Here is a 17,278-nt window from a genome sequence, read left to right as displayed (position 1 = left end):
CCAAAAGCCCCGGCCAGTTGCCGGGGCTTTTTTAAGGAGCAAACATGCTGTACCCCCTCGCCAGGCATTTTCTGTTCAAACTCAATCCCGAACAGGCACACGATCTCTCCATCAAGTATTTGCCCCGCCTTCTCGGTACACCGCTCGATTGTTTCTTCCGTCATTCACTCCCCCAACGCCCCGTCACTGTCATGGGGCTTAATTTCGCCAATCCGGTGGGACTGGCGGCCGGCCTCGATAAAGACGGGGAGTGTATCGACGCATTTGGTGCCATGGGGTTCGGCTTTATTGAAGTAGGCACTGTGACCCCCAAGCCCCAGAGCGGAAATGACAAGCCGCGGTTGTTCCGGGTAATTCCGGCGGAAGGGATCATCAACCGCATGGGATTCAACAACAAGGGTGTCGATCATCTGGTGGCCAAGGTGAAAGAGGCCAAATATCAGGGGGTGATCGGCATCAATATCGGCAAGAACAAGGACACCCCCCTCGAGCAGGGCAAGGACGATTATCTGATCTGCATGGACAAGGTTTATGATCATGCCGGTTATATTGCCGTCAATATCTCTTCCCCCAACACCCCGGGGCTGCGTTCGCTGCAATATGGCGAGGCGCTGGATGAATTGCTGGCTGCCCTCAAGGTTCGCCAGCAGGAGCTGGCCGCGCAATATAAGAAGTACGTGCCGCTAGCCGTTAAAATTGCCCCCGACCTCAGCCTGGATGAAATTAATCAGGTTGCCGCCTCCTTGATCAAAAACGGGATCGATGGGGTCATCGCCACCAATACCACCCTGGAGCGCGACATGATTTATGACATGCCCCATGCCGGTGAAGCAGGGGGTCTCAGTGGTCGTCCGCTCCAGCACAAGAGCACAGAGGTGATCCGCCTGCTGGCCAAGGCCCTCAATGGGGCTCTGCCTATCATAGGGGTGGGCGGTATTGACAGCGCCATGGCCGCCCGGGAGAAATTAGCGGCGGGTGCCAGTCTGGTCCAGATTTACAGTGGCTTTATTTATAAGGGCCCGAGTCTGGTCAAAGAGATCGTTACCCATATTTAAAAGATAACCGGTTGCCCTTATTTAAAGTTGCTCAAATTCTCGACATGGAATAAAGTCGAGAAACGGCTTAAGTAAGGGCAACTCCATGTGTATCCAACCCAATGACAATTGGCAGTGGCATTATGATGCTCAGGATGACCGTCTGATGCTGGATTTATCCGATCGCATGATATTCGCCACCGAATATAAGGGGCGACAACTCGTCCCCAGCTCCTTCACGACCCAGCCTTTTTGTGTCGACGATGCTGCCCTCTATTATCAGCTGATGGACAAGGCCGCCGAACTCGATTGGAGTGTTCCCCATCAGGTTCAGCTGGTACTCAATGCCATCGCCGTCAGCCGCTTTTATAAACCCCTGATGCCACAAAGCTGGTTCTTTCATGAACAGCAGGCTCATTGCTTGACTGATATGGGCTCCCTGGTGTGGATGGAGACTCCCCATGGCAGGGGAGAGTTCATGGTCATCGAGGCCGGCGATCAGGCGAGCGTCTGCCTGAACCTGACCGAGGAATTGGTGCTGACCGCCAGCAAGATCCTGCCAAGGTTCGCGGTGATCAAGGTGATGAATAACCGGATGCAGACCAGGACCCGTGCCCAGGCACAATATCGACAGGTCAGCTGATACTGCCTCTGCACGTTATTTTTGGTTGATATTCATACGCCCTCGAAATAACCGAAACCGGTTATTTATTGCTCATCTCTCCCATACCGTTGCGGCAGCTTCCCTGGGTCACTTCGTCGCCGTTTGACGTGATCCCTTCTGCACTGGATATTGAGTTGCATCGTCTTGCCCGCGCCCTCTGTGCCTGCAACAAGAGCAAGGACGGGGGGAATTGCGCCGGCCAGCCCCCTTTATATTCGCGCGAACCCCAAGGTTCGGATGCCGAGTGCGGGCCGATAAGGTATAATGCGGCACTATTTTTATGGCATCCCCGTGAGCGTGATGAAAGAATTTTTTGCAACCTGCCCCAAGGGGCTGGAAAACCTGCTGGCCGTCGAGCTGACCACCCTGGGCGCGGAACAGGTCCGTGAGACCGTGGCCGGCGTCCACTTCAAAGGCGAACTGGCCATTGGCTACAAGGCCTGCCTGTGGAGCCGTTTTGCCTCCCGCATCGTGCTGGTGCTCTCCGAATTCCAGATGAACGACGATCTGGATCTCTATCTCGGCGCCCACACCATTCCCTGGGAAGAGCACTTCCCCGGCACCGCCACCATAGCCGTGGACTTCACCGGTACCAACCCGGCCATTCGCAACACCCAGTACGGCGCGCTCAAGATCAAGGATGCCATCGTCGACCGCTTCACCAAGCGTGGCCACGTGCGCCCGGACGTCGACAAGAAGTCGCCGGACATCCGCATCATGGCGCACCTGGGCAAGTGCAAGGCCAACATCACCCTGGACCTGTCCGGCCCGGCGCTGCACCAGCGCTTCTACCGTCAGGGCACAGGCGAGGCGCCGCTCAAAGAGAACCTGGCCTGCGCCATGATCGCCCGCAGCGGCTGGACCGGCGAGCCCATGATGGACCCCATGTGCGGCTCAGGTACCCTGCTCATCGAAGCGGCCTTCATCGCCGCCGACATGGCGCCGGCCCTGCGCCGGGAACGCTTCGGTTTCGATCGCTGGCTGCAACACGATGGCGAACTGTGGCAGAGCCTGATGATGGAAGCCCAGGTGCGTGCCAAGCGCGGCATGCAGCGCTGCGAAGCCAAGCTGTTTGGCTGCGATGCCGACCCTCGCGTGCTGATGAAGGCCCGTGACAACGCCAAGGCGGCCGGGGTGGCCCACCTCATCACCTTCAAGCAGGCCGACGTGACCGCGCTCGAGAACCCGCTGCCGATGTCTGCCGTGGAAGGGGAGGCCCGCGAGATCGGCATGCTCATCTCCAACCCGCCCTATGGCGAGCGTCTGGGGGAGTTCCCGGCCCTGCTGGAAGTGCACCAGGCCCTGGGCGATGCCCTGCGCCGCAGCTTCCAGGGCTGGAAGGTCACCATACTGTCTGCCTCCCCTGAGCTGCTGAGCTGCCTGCGCCTGCGGGCGGACAAGCAGTATCGTCTGTTCAACGGAGCGCTGGAGTGCCAGCTGCGCAACTACCAGATTGCCCTCGACTCCGTGGCCTCCCAGAAAGAGGTCGCCCAGGACTTTGCAAACCGTCTGCGCAAGAATCTGAAGACCCTGGAGAAGTGGGCCAGCAAGGAGGGGATCGACTGCTATCGCCTCTATGACGCCGACCTGCCGGAATACAACGCCGCCATCGACCGCTATCGGGACTACCTGGTGGTGCAGGAGTACGCCGCGCCCAAGGACATCCCCGCCCAGAAGACCCGTCAGCGCCTGCTCGATATGGTGCAGGCCGCCATCAAGGTGACCGGCATGGACGGCGAGAAGGTGATCCTCAAGGTGCGCGAGCGTCAGGAAGGCAAGCAGCAGTACCAGAAGCTCTCCGAAGAGCAGCACCGGATGGAGGTGCAGGAGTACGGCGCCCGTCTGTGGGTCAACCTCTACGACTACCTGGATACCGGCCTCTTCCTCGATCACCGTCAGACCCGTCGCATGCTGGGTCAGATGGCCCGCGGCAAGCGCTTCCTGAACCTGTTCGCCTACACCGGCAGTGCCACCGTGCACGCAGGCCTTGGCGGGGCGAGCGAAACCACCACGGTGGACATGTCCCACACCTACCTCAACTGGGCGCAGGACAACATGCGGCTCAACTCGCTGGTGGGCCGCCAGCACAAGTTCGTCCAGGCCGACTGCCTGAAGTGGTTGTCGGAAGCGGATGAGCAGTACGATCTCATCTTCATCGATCCGCCCACCTTCTCCAACTCCAAACGGATGGACGAGAGCTTCGACGTGCAGCGGGATCACCTGCTGCTGATGCAGCACCTCAAGCGCCTGCTGGCGGCGGACGGCACCCTGGTGTTCTCCAACAACAAGCGTCACTTCAAGATGGATCTGGCCGGTCTCGAGGCCGCTGGCCTCAAGGCCCAGAACATCACCGGCAAGACCCGGCCGAAGGATTTCGAGCGCAACCAGCATATCCACAACTGCTGGATCATCACCCACGCCGAGACGCAGGCCTGATGCTGACCCTGTTTCACACCGACGGCTGCCACCTGTGCGAACAGGCCTGGGCGCTGGTGGAGGAGGCCGGCCTTGCCGCCAGTACTCGCCAGTGTGACATTCTGGAGGACGAGCAGTGGCTTGCGGCCTACCGGGTGCGCATCCCGGTGCTGCGGGATGACGCCGGCCGCGAACTGGGCTGGCCCTTCACCCTGACACAGCTCAAGGACTGGCTTGCCCATCAGGGGTGAGACTGATTTGACGATGAAACGGGGGCAGAGTCTGCCGCCCGTTTTTTCATAAGTAACAAGGAACAAACATGGCACTTTTGACATTGCACGGCGCTTGTCTGTCGTTCAGTGATTTCCCGCTGCTCGACAATGCCGAGCTGACCATAGAGCGCGGCGAGCGCCTCTGTCTGGTGGGACGCAACGGGGCGGGCAAGTCCACCCTGATGAAGGTCATCGCGGGCGAATTGTCTCTGGATGACGGCCGTCTGGTGTTGCAGCAGGACTTGAAGGTGACCCGTCTCGAGCAGGATCCTCCCGCCTCGAGCGAGCTGACCGTGTTCGACTATGCCGCCGAAGGGCTGGCCGGGGTGGGGGAGCTGCTCAAGCAGTACCACCACATCTCCCTGGAGCTGGGGCACGATCCCTCCGACGCCAACATCCGCAAGATGAGCGAATTGCAGGAGCAGCTCGACTACCAGAACGGCTGGCAGCTCGAGACCCGCATCAATCAGGTGCTGACCCTGCTGGGGCTGGATCCCGACGTGACCCTCGACAGTTTATCCGGTGGCTGGCTGCGCAAGGTGGCCCTGGCCCGTGCGCTCGCCTGCGACCCCGATCTGCTGCTGCTGGACGAGCCGACCAACCACCTGGACATCGACGCCATCAACTGGCTGGAAGAGTTCCTCAAGGATTTTCGCGGCGCCATCGTCTTCATCTCCCACGATCGGGAGTTCATCCACAAGCTGGCGACCCGGATCATCGATCTCGATCGGGGCGCCATCACCTCCTGGCCCGGCAATTACGATCAGTACCTGCAAGGGAAGGAGGAGTGGCTGCGGGTCGAGGAGCTGAAAAACGCCGAGTTCGACCGCAAGCTGGCCCAGGAAGAGGTGTGGGTACGCCAGGGCATCAAGGCCCGCCGCACCCGCAACGAAGGCCGGGTGCGCGCCCTCGAGGCGATGCGCATGGAGCGTTCCCAGCGCCGCGAGCTGCAGGGCAAGGCCAAGCTGCAGCTGGACGACGTCAACCGCTCCGGCAAGCTGGTGTTCGAGACCGAAGGGCTCGGCCTGGACTTTGGCGATCGCACCCTGTTCCAGGGGCTGGATCTGCAGGTGCTGCGGGGCGACAAGATTGCCCTGGTCGGCCCCAACGGCTGCGGCAAATCCACCCTCATCAAGCTCTTGCTGGGTCAGCTCGAGCCGAGTCGCGGGCGGGTCAAGGGCGGCACCAACCTGGAAGTGGCCTATTTCGATCAGTACCGCGAGCAGCTCGATCCCGAGCAGACCGTGGTGGACAACGTGGGGGAGGGCAAGCAGGAAGTGATGGTGCGTGGCCGCTCCCGCCACATCCTGGGCTATCTGCAGGACTTCCTGTTTGAGCCCAAACGGGCGCGGACCCCGGTCAAGGCCTTGTCAGGGGGCGAGAAAAACCGTCTACTGTTGGCCAAGCTGTTCCTCAAACCCAGTAACTTGTTGATTTTGGATGAACCAACCAACGACCTGGATGTCGAAACGCTGGAACTTTTGGAAGAGCTGCTGACCGATTACCCCGGTACCCTGCTGCTGGTCAGCCACGATCGCCGCTTCATCGACAATACGGTGACCGGCTGCTGGCTGTTTGAAGGGGACGGGCGGATCAGCGACTACGTGGGCGGCTATGCCGACATGATGGCCACCCGGGCTCTGCAGAGTCAGCAACAGGCGACCAAGGCGGCTGCGGCCAAGGTGGCAGAGCCTGTCGCGTTGGCGGCTGAGCCGGTGAAAAAAACACGCAAACTCTCTTACAAGCTGCAACTGGAGCTGGATAATCTGCCAGCCCGGCTGGAACAGCTGGAAACGGAACTCGATGCCCTGCAGGCGGAGATCAACCATCCCGGGTTCTTCTCCCTGCCGGCGGAGCAGACCCAGTCCAAACTGGATGCATTGCATGCGGCAGAGTCCGCATTGGAACACGCCTTCTCCCGTTGGGAGGAGTTGGAAGCGTTGAAACATCAAGACTAAGGAAGTAGATGAAAAAGCAATTATCCATGCTGGCCATCCTGGTCGGCGCCAGCCTCAACGCGCAGGCGGCACAAAGCTCCTTCTTCACCATTGTCGATGACGAAGTCAAAGGATATGCCAGCGGGATCAGTACCGATGGCAGCGGACTCATCGGGATCAACACCAAGAACAACATGGCCGAGTACTTCTCGACCGTGCGCTCTGCCGACTTCCTGGTCGATCGCTTCCGCTTCGAGCAGGGTTGCTTCCTTTCAAGCTCTGTCTGTGACTCCTTCTGGGATGACAACCCCGGATTTGCCTACCAGTGGCGCCGCGATTTCCTCGATGGTGTCGATCAGCGCAGCGGCATCGGCTATGTCGCCACCACTCAGACCGATGGCCTGGTGACGGCTCTGGGGGATGCCCCGACCGATCGCGCGGGTTACAAGATGGATGGCAAGATGCGCACCGCCTTTGCCATCGTCAATGACGGCAACCCGGTCGAGCTGAAAGATGCCGCCGGCACCCACAGCCTGAGCGTTCCGACCAGCATCAAGAAGCTGGACAACGGCCAGTACCTGGTGACCGGGACTGCCGCCAGCGGCAAGTACCGCCACAACGTGGGCGGTGACTTCTATAACTGGTGTTTCGCCGGCAATGACGATGAGTATGGTGAATTCCGCTACTGCCCCGGGGTCGATACCCAGGCCAGCTTCTGGCTGCTCAATGGCTCGGGTGGCTTCAACAAGCTGATACAGGCCCCCGACTATGGTCGTCAGCGCGACGAAGTGCTGCAGACCGCCTCTGCATTCGGTGCGGCGACATTCAATGGCACCCTGTACGGCGTGGGCTACAGCTCCACCGGTGAGGTAGGGTCGGGGGATCTCGACGGCCGCAACCTGGCCAGCTACTGGACCCTGGACCTCGATGCCGGCACTGTGGGAGCCACCAAGATCATCCCGCTGCCCGATGGCGAGCCGGGCAAGGATGACGGTGTGCTGCAAAATAGCTGGGCCGTGTCTGTCAACGAGAATGGCTATGTGATCGGTAACCAGCGTTACAGCATCAACAAGGGTCAGAACCGGCCGACCGAGATGTTCCTGTTCAATCTGAACAACCCGGGCACGGCAGCCAGCATCCCCCTGCAGGACAAGCCGCTCTCCGGCTCCGGCTCAGAGGGCGCGGCCATCAACGATCACAACATGGTGGTCGGCTGGCGTGACTCCCGTCATCAGACCCAGCCTGTGGCAAACGGCACCAACCGCATGCAGGAAGCCTTCCTGCTCAATGCGGCGTCCCCGAGCAACAACTGGTACCTGAACGACCTGATCTGTGGTCTGGATGATGCCGGCGCCAAGCAGTGTGCCCAGAATGGCAAGTATTACCACATCGCCTATGCCAGCGGCATCAGCAGTGATGGCACCATAGCCGCCACCGCCTATCGCTACAACAGCGAGAGCGATCTGAACCTGCGCACCAACGCGACCGTGGTCGCCGTCAAGCTGACGCCGGCCGTGGCGGACTATCAGGGCAACACGCCGGCCAACTACGTGGTCAGCAATGCGCCTGTCAACAACCAGACCGGTCAGGATGGTGAAGATGGCGGTGGTGGCAGCCTGTTCTGGTTGACTCTGCTGGCCTTGCCCTTCGCCTGGCTGCGCCGTTACCAGCGATAAAAATGTGTCATCAAAAATTAATGCAGTTCAGTATCTTGTGTCACAACGTCTGAATAGCATGGAATTTTTTGTTTGACCCTGCTCCCCCCCTGGGGTAAAGATGAAAGCGACCGGTGAAAACTTGGTCGCTTTTTTTGTTCCACGAAGAGGGTCGTAGATGATGAAGAGACAGAAACGGGACCGTCTGGAGAGAGCTCGCGCTCGTGGTTATCAGGCTGGCGTAGTCGGCAAACAGAAAGAAGCGTGTCCGTATCAATGCCTGGATGCCAGAGGGCACTGGCTTGGTGGTTGGCGCGACGCCATGGAGGGGCGAGGCTCAGGCCTCTTCATGAAGTAACCGAGACTTCATCACTCATTACAAAAGGAAAGGGGCCATGGCGGCCCCTTTACGTTGTCACTCTCTGACAGGGTCAGAGCAGATCAGAATGCGGTGGTGTCTTTGAACAGGCCCACTTTCAGGTCGGTCGCGCTGTAGATGGGACGACCATCCACCTCGACCACGCCGTCGGCAATGCCCATCACCAGCTTGCGGTTGATGACGCGCTTGAAGGTGATCTTGTAGGTCACTTTCTTGGCGGTCGGCAGGATCTGGCCGGTGAATTTAACCTCGCCAACGCCCAGAGCGCGTCCCTTGCCCGGACCGCCTTTCCAGCCCAGGAAGAAACCGACCAGCTGCCACATGGCATCGAGCCCCAGACAGCCCGGCATGACGGGGTCGCCAGGGAAATGGCAGTCGAAGAACCAGAGATCCGGGGTGATATCGAGTTCGGCCAGGATTTCGCCTTTGCCGTGTTCACCACCGTTGTCATTGATCTTGACGATGCGATCCATCATCAGCATGTTGGGGGCGGGCAGTTGGCTGTTACCCTCACCAAATAATTCGCCACGGCTGCAGGCAAGCAGCTCTTCACGGGTAAACGACTCTTTACCTTGTTCACACAGGGAGAGGTGGGTATTAGTGGTGTCGTTATCTAGGGTCACGCTGTTTATCCTTCATATGGGTCAAAGCCGGGCCAATTTAGCTTACAGTTGTTCGCTAAACAACTCCGATCACTTTATTTAGAGGCCGAATAGACGGCCCAGCAGGTTGCGCAGCACGCCACTCTTGGGGGCAGTGCCATTGAGTTCATCCAGTCTGTCCTGGATCCGGCCAAACAGGGTGTCCGGCATGTCAGGCTCGCCGGCCACACAGCCGGTCAGCAATTCGATGGCCTCTTCCACATGATCCACCGGGTGGATATGGAACTGGCCCGCTTCGACGGCGGCAATCACCTCATCGGAGAGGTTGAGCTGCTGGGCGTTGGTACCGGGCAGTATGATGCCTTGCTTGCCGGTGATGCCGTGGATCTTGCACACCCGGAAGAAGCCTTCGATCTTTTCGTTGACGCCACCCACAGCCTGCACGTTGCCGAACTGATCGACCGCACCGGTCACCGCGAAACGCTGGGAGATCGGTTGGCGGGCGAGGGCAGAGAGCAGGGCGCACAGACCGGTCAGGGAGGCGCTGTCGCCGTCAATCTCGTGATAGGACTGCTCGAATACCAGGTTTGCCGAGAGCGGCGAGGGGTTCTCTGCGCCGAACTTGTTGGAGAGATAGCCGTGGATGATCATCATCGCCTTGGCATGAATGTGGCCGGCGAGCTCAGCCTTGCGCTCGATGTCGGCCACATCGCCATCCCCCAGATGCACAGTGGCGGTCAGTCGCACCGGTTCACCGAAGTCATAGGGATGACCGGCCACCTGGATGACGGAGAGGCCGTTGATCTGCCCCACCTCTTCACCGTCGGTCTGCAGCAGGATCTGGCCATCGATGACCCCCTGATCGGATTGCTCCACCAGGTAGTTGAGACGGTAATCCTGCTCCTCCAGGGCGAGCAGTATGTGCTCGTCGGTCACCTTCTCCGCCTCCAGCTCCCGGGCCAGGCTGTCAGCCATGCGCATGATGGCGCTGAGCTGCACCTCCGAGAGGGAGAGCCACTCCTGATGGTCACAGAGACGACTGGCATGGCGACACAGGGCGAGGAGGGCACCCGGAGTGAAGTCCAGCAGGTTCCAGCGCAGCCGCAGCCAGGCCAGGTATTGCAGAAACTCGGGCAAGTCCTCTTCGATGTTCACCTCGGACACCAGATCGGCGCGCAGGAAGATACGCTCGGACATGTCCCTGTCCAGCATCTGGAACTCGGCCACATCCAGCCGGTCACCCACTAGGATCAGTTTGAACCGGATAGGCGTGGCCTCTGGGGTGAAGAAGGGGGTCAGGGTCTTGCCTTCCTGATAGGCATTCCAGTCCAGCTCGCCTTTTTGCATGGCGTTCTTGAGCTTGAACCAGAGATGGGGCTGATCGAGCAGCTCGTCGAGTTGCAAGATGAGGTAGCCGCCGTTGGCTTCCCGCAGCAGCCCCGGCTCCAGCAAGTGCTGGTTGGCATAGACGGAGCCTTGCTCGGTCTGGTAGTTGATGGAGCCAAACAGAGTGTCCCAGTTCAAATCCCGGCCATAGATGACGGGCGCTTGCTGCTCTTCGTGATGGATCAGCAGGTTGATGAGCACCGGGTGCTGGAATTCGAGCCCCTGGGCCACGTGCGCCGCCAGATCGGAGAGAAAGTCCACGATCTTGGGGTCATTTTCCTGCTTGCGGATGATGCGGGTGACCAGGCGCTCGGCATCCAGATGATGGCTCATCAGCTTGAGCAGCTCGCCAACCATCTCGCAGAATTCAAACCCGGTACCGGGTTGCAGGCGTAGCCAGATAGGCTTGAACGGGTTGTTGAGGTTCTCGGTGTAGCAGAGATCGAACAGGTCGCCATCCTTGCCATTGGAAGAGGCGATCAAGGTCTGGCAGACGCTCTCATAATCCGCACCCGGGAAGCCGTTGAGCAGCATGACCAGGCAGTCACCATCAAAACTGGCCAGTCGCTTGATGCCGGAAATGGCTCTGGGTTGCAGGGCGGCAAAAGGGATGGGTTCGAGCTCGCTGAGTGTGGGGAACTGCTCAATAGTGAAAGCGGGTTTTAATTGTTCTGATGTTAATTCAGCCACTTAAGACATCCGGTCGGGGATAGGATCAATTGTTTCCATTATACACAGTTCAATTGGCGGTAACAGGAAACAAGCACATGTCATTTAACATAATATACATTATGCGCGGTTTTGTCTGGGGCGACTGGCGGGCATGTTTTCCCGCCACCTCACGCTTAACTGATGCACTTGGCCACACTTTGCACAGTCTGTACACGGGTACTCATTCATGCAGGCGATCCAGCGGCTTATGGCTGGCACTCTCGTGGCGTTCGCTGTTGCCGGTATGCAGGTATTTGGATGTGGTGTCTATGCTGTCGTGTCCCGCGTCGGCCTGTACGTGTGACAGCGGCCGGCCATGCAGGTTGATGTCGTGGGTGATGCCGGTATGGCGGATGGAGTGCGGCGTCAGGGTGCGCATCTCGGCGGCGTCCTGATCAAAACCATCTTGCTCGGCCAGGTTGGCGGCCTGCTCAAAGACCGCCATCACCAGATCCCGCAATTGGCGGATCCCCAGATTGGCGTTGAGCTCGCCTTGCTCCCGGCCATGGGCCGCCGCCTTGTGGCGAACGAAGAGCGGCGTCTGTTCGCCCGGGGTTGGCAGCGGCGAGAGCCCAAGAAAGGTGCGATAGCGTGCCAATGCATCCAGCAACGCCTGGGAGACGGCCACTGTACGACGCTTGCCGCCTTTGCTGCGAGGAATGTCATATCCCCAGACCCCGGTCTTGCTGTCGCGGCGAAACTGGCTCATGACGGGGCTGAAGCCCGGTCTGGCCGCCACCTCGGAGATACGCAGATAACAGGCGTACATGAGGCAGATGAGAAACCGGCTGCGCTCATGCTGGGCCGGGCATTCGGTTGCCAGCCGCTCGGCGGCCTGCATCACATAGGACCACTGCAATTCGGTAAAGGACTGGGCCTCTTCACCGGCATCCTGATTGTCCGGTCGCTTGATCCGCTGCAGCAGGAGCGCCGGATTGCGATCCATGTACTCCTCCTGGATCAGGAACTGGAAGAAGGCCGACAGTATGGCGAGCTTGGTCTTCATCGCCTGCTCGCTCAGGCGGTATGGCAACTCGCGGCCCAGCTCCCGCTTGCCGAGAAACGGTCGCCACAAGGGGTTGGGCAACCGCTCTCCCCACTCCTTGTCGAGCACAAACTGAGCCACGTTTCGGTATGCGATAAGCCTCTGTGGCGGTGCCTGGCAGTAGTCGAGATAGCGCATCATGATGCGCCTGGTGAGATCCTTGGGGCTGATGGCCACCTCGCAGAAACACCAATGCAGGAAGGTGGTCAGCTCGCTGCGGTAGGTCTTGTAGTTGTTCTCGCTGTGGCGTTGCTCCAGCAGCCAGTCGACGGCCAGCTCATAGACGAGGCCGGCATCGGGGACATTGCCCAGGCTGAGGGTGGACAGATACTGGTTGACCTGAGGATTGCCCGCCTCCAGATGGAGCAGATTGTCGAATAGCGGCATGGCGGGCGGCAGTGACGGATGAGTCATGATGGTGCTTGTGAGTCTTGTTGAGTGAGGCTGGCCTGGTGTCGCGCAATCCTGATGCCGATAAATGGGGTTATCGGCATCAGGAGATGCCAGATGGTCCGGGGATCAGTCGTCAAGGCTTCCCCTGTCGGACACAGCTCAGGATAGAATATGGTTATTATTCAATGTATATGCACTCTTGTTGGAAATTTCTCGGGGTAAATAGCGACAAGAGTGACTTGAAATGTACCCTGTATGAATATTGTGGTGCGGGGCCCAGGGCTGGACGCCCTGCCCCGCCCTTCCCTTGTCAGGCCACGCTCTTGAGGGATTTTCCCTTGGGCTTCTCGGCGTCCACCTTGTCTTCCCTGGGGCTGATCCCCTGCCCCTTGCCACCGCGCAACACGTTCTGCAGCAGATCCCGCTGCTCGGCCAGGTAAAAGGCCAGGCTCTCCTGCTGCTCGGGCGCCAGCTGGACAGGTGCCCCGGCCAGCAGCGTCATCAGTTCATCGGCGGTATCCAGCAGCTTGTCATAGGCATCCGCCTCTTTCTTGCTGGCAAAGGTCATCTTCTCCACTCCCCCACGCACGACAACATACTTGATCTCAACGGCCATAGTGGCGTCCTCCTCATGATAGTGACTGCAAGTATATGTATGAATATACAGTGTTGCAAATAACACTCAGGATCCGCCACCGCGCCCATCACCGTATCGGGCGTCCCTTATGTGGCAACAAGGTCCCGTGTTTCTCTCCATGGCCCTGGGTGCTGGCCGGCCGGGCCATCTTTTCTTGGCCAGAGGCAGAGCTGCGGCAAGACAGCGAAGGCGTTTTAGGGTAAATTTTATCAATTCCTTCAACAGGTTGAATCGTATGTCGGATCCCCACTCCGTGATCGTCTGCCCGGCGTGTGACTTGCTGATCGAACGCAAGCTGCTGCCCCTGCGTCGTCACGCCCATTGTCCACGCTGTCACCAGCATCTCTATGGGCGCTATGCTTTTCGTCCTTCCCAGCTGATGGCCCTCACCATCACCGGCTTCCTGCTGCTCCCCTCCGCCCTCTTCGAACCCCTGCTCTACCTGCGCCTGGCGGGGGTCAACTCCGATGCCAACCTGCTCAAAGGCATTCTGATGCTGTTTGAGGAGGGCGAGCTCTGGGTGGCGAGCCTGGTGCTCTGGTGCGCCGTGCTGGCGCCGGTGGGGTTGCTGCTCGGCATCTTTGCGCTCGCCTCCGGCCTTGCCAAGCGCTGGCACATGCTGGCCCCGACGCTCAAGGCCGTGGAGGTGTTCCGGCACTGGGCCATGCTGGAGGTCTACATCGTCAGCCTGCTGGTCGCCCTGTTCAAGCTCATCGACATCGCCGACGTGCGCCTGGGGGGCGGTCTGCTCAGCCTGGGCATATTGATGCTGCTCAACATGACGTTGCTCATCCTCTTCGACCCCGCCCCCTACTGGGAGCGGATACCGCTGCAAAGCGCCTCGCAGGAGCCGGATCATGATACCGACCAGCGCCCGTGAACTCGGGCTCTGCCGCTGCCACACCTGCGGACTGCTGGTGCGTTACCAGAGAGCCATGCGCTGCCCCCGCTGCCACAGCCCGTTGCAGATGCGGATCCCCCGCTCATTGGCCTGGTCATGGGGCCTGCTGGCGCTCGCCGCTTTCATGCTGCTGCCCGCGAACCTGCTGCCCATCACCCATTTCTACAACAAGGGATTACTGCAGTCCGATACCATTTTCAGCGGTATCATGGCGCTCTATCGCAGCAAGATGTCAGGGATAGCCACCATAGTGCTGACCGCGAGCATCATAGTCCCCATCGGCAAGATACTGGGGCTGGGCTGGATCTGCTGGCAGTTGCAGCGCAGCAAGCCGGTGCGGCGCAAGCGTCAGCTCATCATGTATCGCATCATCGATTTCATCGGTCGCTGGTCCATGCTGGACCTGTTCGTGATCTCGCTGATGGTGGCCCTGGTAGATCGCGGGGTCTTGCTCAACGTGCGGGCCGGGCCCGGGGCAACCGCCTTCGCCGGCGTGGTGATCCTCACCATGATGTCGGCCCGGATGCTCGACACCCGTCTGCTGTGGGACAAGGCGGCCCGTTAATGCATTTTTTCTGTATCGGATGTGCTGTGCATCACAGCCAATTTAAGGAGTCGGTATGATCGGGGCTGAACCCGTCATTGAGAAACATCGCTGGTTATCCCCAGTCTGGTTGTTGCCCTTCATCGCCCTCTTGCTGGCGGGTGGTTTCATCTACCAGCAGTGGACGAGCAGCGGTCAACTCATTCGCATCAACTTTGCCCAGGGCAATGGCATCCTGCCGGGCAAGACCCAGCTGCGTTATCAGGGGGTGGCCATAGGGGTGGTCCAGGATCTGGAGCTGGCACAGGACGGTCGCAAGATTGCCGTGCTCGCCAAGGTCGACAGCCGCGCCCGCCCGCTCATCCGCAAGGGCTCCGACTTCTGGCTGGTGAGCCCCAAGGCGTCGCTGACCGAGATCTCCGGTCTCGATACCCTGGTCTCCGGCAATTACATCAACCTGCAACCCGGTCGGGACAACAACCCGCTGGAGGACGAGTTCGATGCCCTGGACGGCCCTCCCCCCGGCTATCAGGCCCAGGGGCGCACCCTGCACCTGACCGCCGACTCCCTGGGATCGGTCGGCATCGGGGCCAAGATCTACTTCCGCGGGCTTGAGGTCGGCAGCGTCATCAATACCCGTCTTGGGGAGGACAACCAGAATGTGATCCTGGATCTGGTGATAGAGCCGCGCTTCGAGCACCTGGTCAAGGTGGATACCCGCTTCTGGAACATCAGCGGCATCAAGGGCTCCTTCAGTCTGGCCGGTGTCAGCGTGGAGGCTGGCAGCCTCACCTCCATACTGAGCGGCGGCATAGCGTTCGACTCCCCCAAGGCGTCGCCCGTCGCGCAGAAGGGGCTCAATTTCACCCTCTACAAGGGGCTGGCCGAGGCGGCCCGAGGGGAGCGCATCACCATCCAGGCGGGATCCCTGCCAGTCAAGGAAGGCATGCCCATCCTCTATGAAGGGATAGAGATTGGCAGGATAGACCCCATTCGCCTGACCGAGCAGGGCCGGGTCGTCACTGCGCTGATCAACCCCGAGCAGGCATTTCGAATGACCGGCAAGAGCCGTCTGATCTGGGAGACTGTCTCCCTCTCCCCCACCGGGGTCAAGCACGCGGATCGCCTGCTGGCCGGACCGGCCATCCGTCTCGATTATGTGGCAGGGGAAAAGGTCAGCACCATGATGCTGGCGAGCCAGGAGCCGCGCGATGGCATCAAGCTGACCCTGCAGGCGGACGATCTCACCGGCCTGAATGAGGGGGCCCCGCTCTGGTTCAAGGGGTTGCAGATAGGTGAGCTGGGGGCACTGACCCTGGATGCCGGCGGCAATGCCAGCGTCAGCCTGGTGGTGAACGAGCGTTATCAGCACCTGCTGAAGCGGGCCCGTTTCTATCGCGCCGCCCCCTTGCAGGTCCAGGCCGATCTGAGCGGCCTCAAGGTGGAGACCAGCCCGGCGAGCGCCTGGCTGGCTGGCGGGATCAAGCTTGTCCAGGCCACCGTGGGAGAGCGTATCGACCGCCTCTATCCCAGTCAGGAGCTGGCCCTGCTCGGCAGTCGTGATGCAAGACCCGAGCGCTGGACACTGCGCGCCGAGCAAGCGGACGGGATAGGTGTAGGCTCCCCCGTCCTCTATCTGGGGCTGGAAGCGGGCAAGGTCAAGGCGTTGAAAGCCGAGGAGCGCGGGGTGGCCATCACCCTGGAGATAGACGCCGTCTACGCCCCCTTGCTCAGGCAGCAGCCCCAGTTCTGGAAGAAGGCCGCCATCGACGGCAAGATCCGGCTCGACGGGGTGCAGGTCAAGATGGGCAACCTTGCCACCCTGCTGCGGGGGGCCATCGAATTTGACCGGCTCGGCACCGGCCGCAGCAGTCATCAGCTGTTTGACAGCAAGGAGCAGGCCAGCACCCAGGTGCGTACCCTGACCCTGACCGCCGACAGCAACCCCGGGCTCGGGGTGGGCAGCCCCATCCGTTACCGTGGGGTGGACATCGGCAAGGTGGAGCAGATTGAACTGGATCCCGCCCTGGGTCAGGTGAGCTTCAGAGCCGAGCTGGATGGGCAGTACGCCGCCCGCTTCCTGCAGAGCGGCGCGCGCTACACCCTGGTACAGGCCAAGCTCGGGCTGGGGGGCGTCTCCCACCTGGACACCTTGATCAAGGGCGCCTTCGTGGAGGCAAGCCCGGGCCAGGGCGCGGGCAAGGAGCGCTTCCCCCTGAGTCAGAGCGCCCCCATTGGATTGGCCCTGACCCTCAAGAGCCCCTCCGTGAGCGGCATCAGCGTCGGCAGCCCCCTGCTGTTTCGCAAGATGGTGGTGGGCAGCGTCAGCGATGTGGCACTGGCACGGGATGGCAGCGAGGTGCTGATCGAGGTGAACGTCGCTCAGGAATACGCCCACCTGGTGCGCGCCAACAGCCGCTTCTGGAACGTGTCCGGGGTCAAGGCCGACATCGGCCTGACCGGCGGCACCATAGAGGTGGAAACCGTACAGAGCCTGCTGGCCGGCGGCATCGCCTTCAACACCCCGGAGCGGGAGATGGGGCCGACCGTCAAGGCAGGCCACAGCTACCCGCTCTATGGCAAGGCGGAGAAGGAGTGGCTGGAGTGGAGCCCCCGCATCCAGCCCTGATGTTGTCCTGACCCTTTGACCCAAGCCCGGCCCAGTGCCGGGCTTGTTCGTTTTGCCCATCGCCCATTCAGAAT

Annotated in this window: 14 protein-coding genes; 10 read left to right on the top strand and 4 right to left on the bottom strand. The window is 60.5% G+C overall.

The window, feature by feature from the left end:
- Window positions 1-44: 44 nt before the first annotated feature.
- The 7 genes from pyrD (at window position 45) to rmf (ending at window position 8,335) form a co-directional block, all read left to right on the top strand.
- Entirely contained in the window at window positions 45-1,055 is a 1,011-nt protein-coding gene (gene pyrD, locus HB860_RS06850) for a quinone-dependent dihydroorotate dehydrogenase (RefSeq protein ID WP_247626155.1), read from the top strand.
- A gap of 85 nt (window positions 1,056-1,140) precedes the next feature.
- Complete coding sequence (locus HB860_RS06845; protein WP_247626154.1) at window positions 1,141-1,677, top strand: cell division protein ZapC; 537 nt, start codon at window positions 1,141-1,143, stop codon at window positions 1,675-1,677.
- Between the two features lie 285 nt (window positions 1,678-1,962).
- Window positions 1,963-4,134 (top strand): bifunctional 23S rRNA (guanine(2069)-N(7))-methyltransferase RlmK/23S rRNA (guanine(2445)-N(2))-methyltransferase RlmL, encoded by a 2,172-nt coding sequence (rlmKL, locus tag HB860_RS06840; protein ID WP_247626153.1) that lies wholly within the window; start codon window positions 1,963-1,965, stop codon window positions 4,132-4,134.
- Window positions 4,134-4,364: a glutaredoxin family protein gene (locus HB860_RS06835; RefSeq protein ID WP_247626152.1), complete on the top strand. Its 231-nt coding sequence runs from the start codon at window positions 4,134-4,136 to the stop codon at window positions 4,362-4,364. The genes rlmKL and HB860_RS06835 overlap by 1 nt, the downstream gene beginning before the upstream one ends.
- 68 nt (window positions 4,365-4,432) lie before the next feature.
- Window positions 4,433-6,343: an ATP-binding cassette ATPase Uup gene (gene uup / locus HB860_RS06830; RefSeq protein ID WP_247626151.1), complete on the top strand. Its 1,911-nt coding sequence runs from the start codon at window positions 4,433-4,435 to the stop codon at window positions 6,341-6,343.
- 8 nt (window positions 6,344-6,351) lie between these two features.
- Window positions 6,352-7,998, top strand: coding sequence for a DUF3466 family protein (locus tag HB860_RS06825; RefSeq protein ID WP_247626150.1), 1,647 nt, complete (start codon window positions 6,352-6,354; stop codon window positions 7,996-7,998).
- A 157-nt stretch (window positions 7,999-8,155) separates the two neighbouring features.
- The gene (gene rmf / locus HB860_RS06820) at window positions 8,156-8,335 is read left to right on the top strand and encodes a ribosome modulation factor (protein ID WP_005315693.1); all 180 of its coding nucleotides are present in this window, start codon (window positions 8,156-8,158) and stop codon (window positions 8,333-8,335) included.
- An 83-nt stretch (window positions 8,336-8,418) separates the two neighbouring features.
- Here rmf and fabA read toward each other — a convergent pair whose 3' ends face one another.
- The 4 genes from fabA to HB860_RS06800 all read right to left on the bottom strand — a co-directional run bounded on the left by fabA (window position 8,419) and on the right by HB860_RS06800 (window position 13,109).
- The gene (fabA, locus tag HB860_RS06815; protein WP_042648253.1) at window positions 8,419-8,979 is read right to left on the bottom strand and encodes a 3-hydroxyacyl-[acyl-carrier-protein] dehydratase FabA; all 561 of its coding nucleotides are present in this window, start codon (window positions 8,977-8,979) and stop codon (window positions 8,419-8,421) included.
- 78 nt (window positions 8,980-9,057) lie between these two features.
- Entirely contained in the window at window positions 9,058-11,034 is a 1,977-nt protein-coding gene (locus HB860_RS06810) for a Lon protease family protein (protein ID WP_247626149.1), read from the bottom strand.
- Window positions 11,035-11,236: 202 nt separating this feature from the next.
- Window positions 11,237-12,514 (bottom strand): tyrosine-type recombinase/integrase, encoded by a 1,278-nt coding sequence (locus tag HB860_RS06805; protein WP_247626148.1) that lies wholly within the window; start codon window positions 12,512-12,514, stop codon window positions 11,237-11,239.
- 289 nt (window positions 12,515-12,803) lie between these two features.
- The gene (locus HB860_RS06800) at window positions 12,804-13,109 is read right to left on the bottom strand and encodes a YebG family protein (RefSeq protein WP_139434480.1); all 306 of its coding nucleotides are present in this window, start codon (window positions 13,107-13,109) and stop codon (window positions 12,804-12,806) included.
- A 256-nt stretch (window positions 13,110-13,365) separates the two neighbouring features.
- Here HB860_RS06800 and HB860_RS06795 point away from each other — a divergent pair, with 256 nt between their 5' ends.
- From HB860_RS06795 to HB860_RS06785, 3 genes are read left to right on the top strand one after another with little or no spacing between them, the layout of a single operon-like run.
- Entirely contained in the window at window positions 13,366-14,010 is a 645-nt protein-coding gene (locus HB860_RS06795; protein ID WP_247626147.1) for a paraquat-inducible protein A, read from the top strand.
- On the top strand, window positions 13,988-14,596 hold the full coding sequence (locus HB860_RS06790; RefSeq protein ID WP_247626146.1) for a paraquat-inducible protein A: 609 nt from the start codon (window positions 13,988-13,990) through the stop codon (window positions 14,594-14,596). Before HB860_RS06795 ends, HB860_RS06790 begins: the two co-directional genes overlap by 23 nt.
- Window positions 14,597-14,651: 55 nt before the next feature.
- On the top strand, window positions 14,652-17,204 hold the full coding sequence (locus tag HB860_RS06785; RefSeq protein ID WP_247626145.1) for an MlaD family protein: 2,553 nt from the start codon (window positions 14,652-14,654) through the stop codon (window positions 17,202-17,204).
- Window positions 17,205-17,278 lie beyond the last annotated feature (74 nt).

The organism is Aeromonas genomosp. paramedia, from assembly GCF_023093515.1.
Taxonomy (GTDB): Bacteria; Pseudomonadota; Gammaproteobacteria; order Enterobacterales; family Aeromonadaceae; genus Aeromonas.
The sequence above is the reverse complement of the archived record's forward strand: the minus strand, read 5'-3'. Positions and strand labels throughout refer to the sequence as shown.

Excerpts from the sequence above, each read along its gene's own strand:
- rmf (WP_005315693.1), top strand. The coding sequence starts at position 8,156 with ATGATGAAGAGACAGAAACGGGACCGTCTGGAGAGAGCTCGCGCTCGT.
- HB860_RS06825 (WP_247626150.1), top strand. The coding sequence starts at position 6,352 with ATGAAAAAGCAATTATCCATGCTGGCCATCCTGGTCGGCGCCAGCCTC.
- HB860_RS06805 (WP_247626148.1), bottom strand. The coding sequence starts at position 12,514 with ATGACTCATCCGTCACTGCCGCCCGCCATGCCGCTATTCGACAATCTG.
- HB860_RS06800 (WP_139434480.1), bottom strand. The coding sequence starts at position 13,109 with ATGGCCGTTGAGATCAAGTATGTTGTCGTGCGTGGGGGAGTGGAGAAG.
- uup (WP_247626151.1), top strand. The coding sequence starts at position 4,433 with ATGGCACTTTTGACATTGCACGGCGCTTGTCTGTCGTTCAGTGATTTC.
- HB860_RS06845 (WP_247626154.1), top strand. The coding sequence starts at position 1,141 with ATGTGTATCCAACCCAATGACAATTGGCAGTGGCATTATGATGCTCAG.
- HB860_RS06790 (WP_247626146.1), top strand. The coding sequence starts at position 13,988 with ATGATACCGACCAGCGCCCGTGAACTCGGGCTCTGCCGCTGCCACACC.
- pyrD (WP_247626155.1), top strand. The coding sequence starts at position 45 with ATGCTGTACCCCCTCGCCAGGCATTTTCTGTTCAAACTCAATCCCGAA.
- HB860_RS06795 (WP_247626147.1), top strand. The coding sequence starts at position 13,366 with ATGTCGGATCCCCACTCCGTGATCGTCTGCCCGGCGTGTGACTTGCTG.
- HB860_RS06835 (WP_247626152.1), top strand. The coding sequence starts at position 4,134 with ATGCTGACCCTGTTTCACACCGACGGCTGCCACCTGTGCGAACAGGCC.
- rlmKL (WP_247626153.1), top strand. The coding sequence starts at position 1,963 with ATGCGGCACTATTTTTATGGCATCCCCGTGAGCGTGATGAAAGAATTT.
- HB860_RS06785 (WP_247626145.1), top strand. The coding sequence starts at position 14,652 with ATGATCGGGGCTGAACCCGTCATTGAGAAACATCGCTGGTTATCCCCA.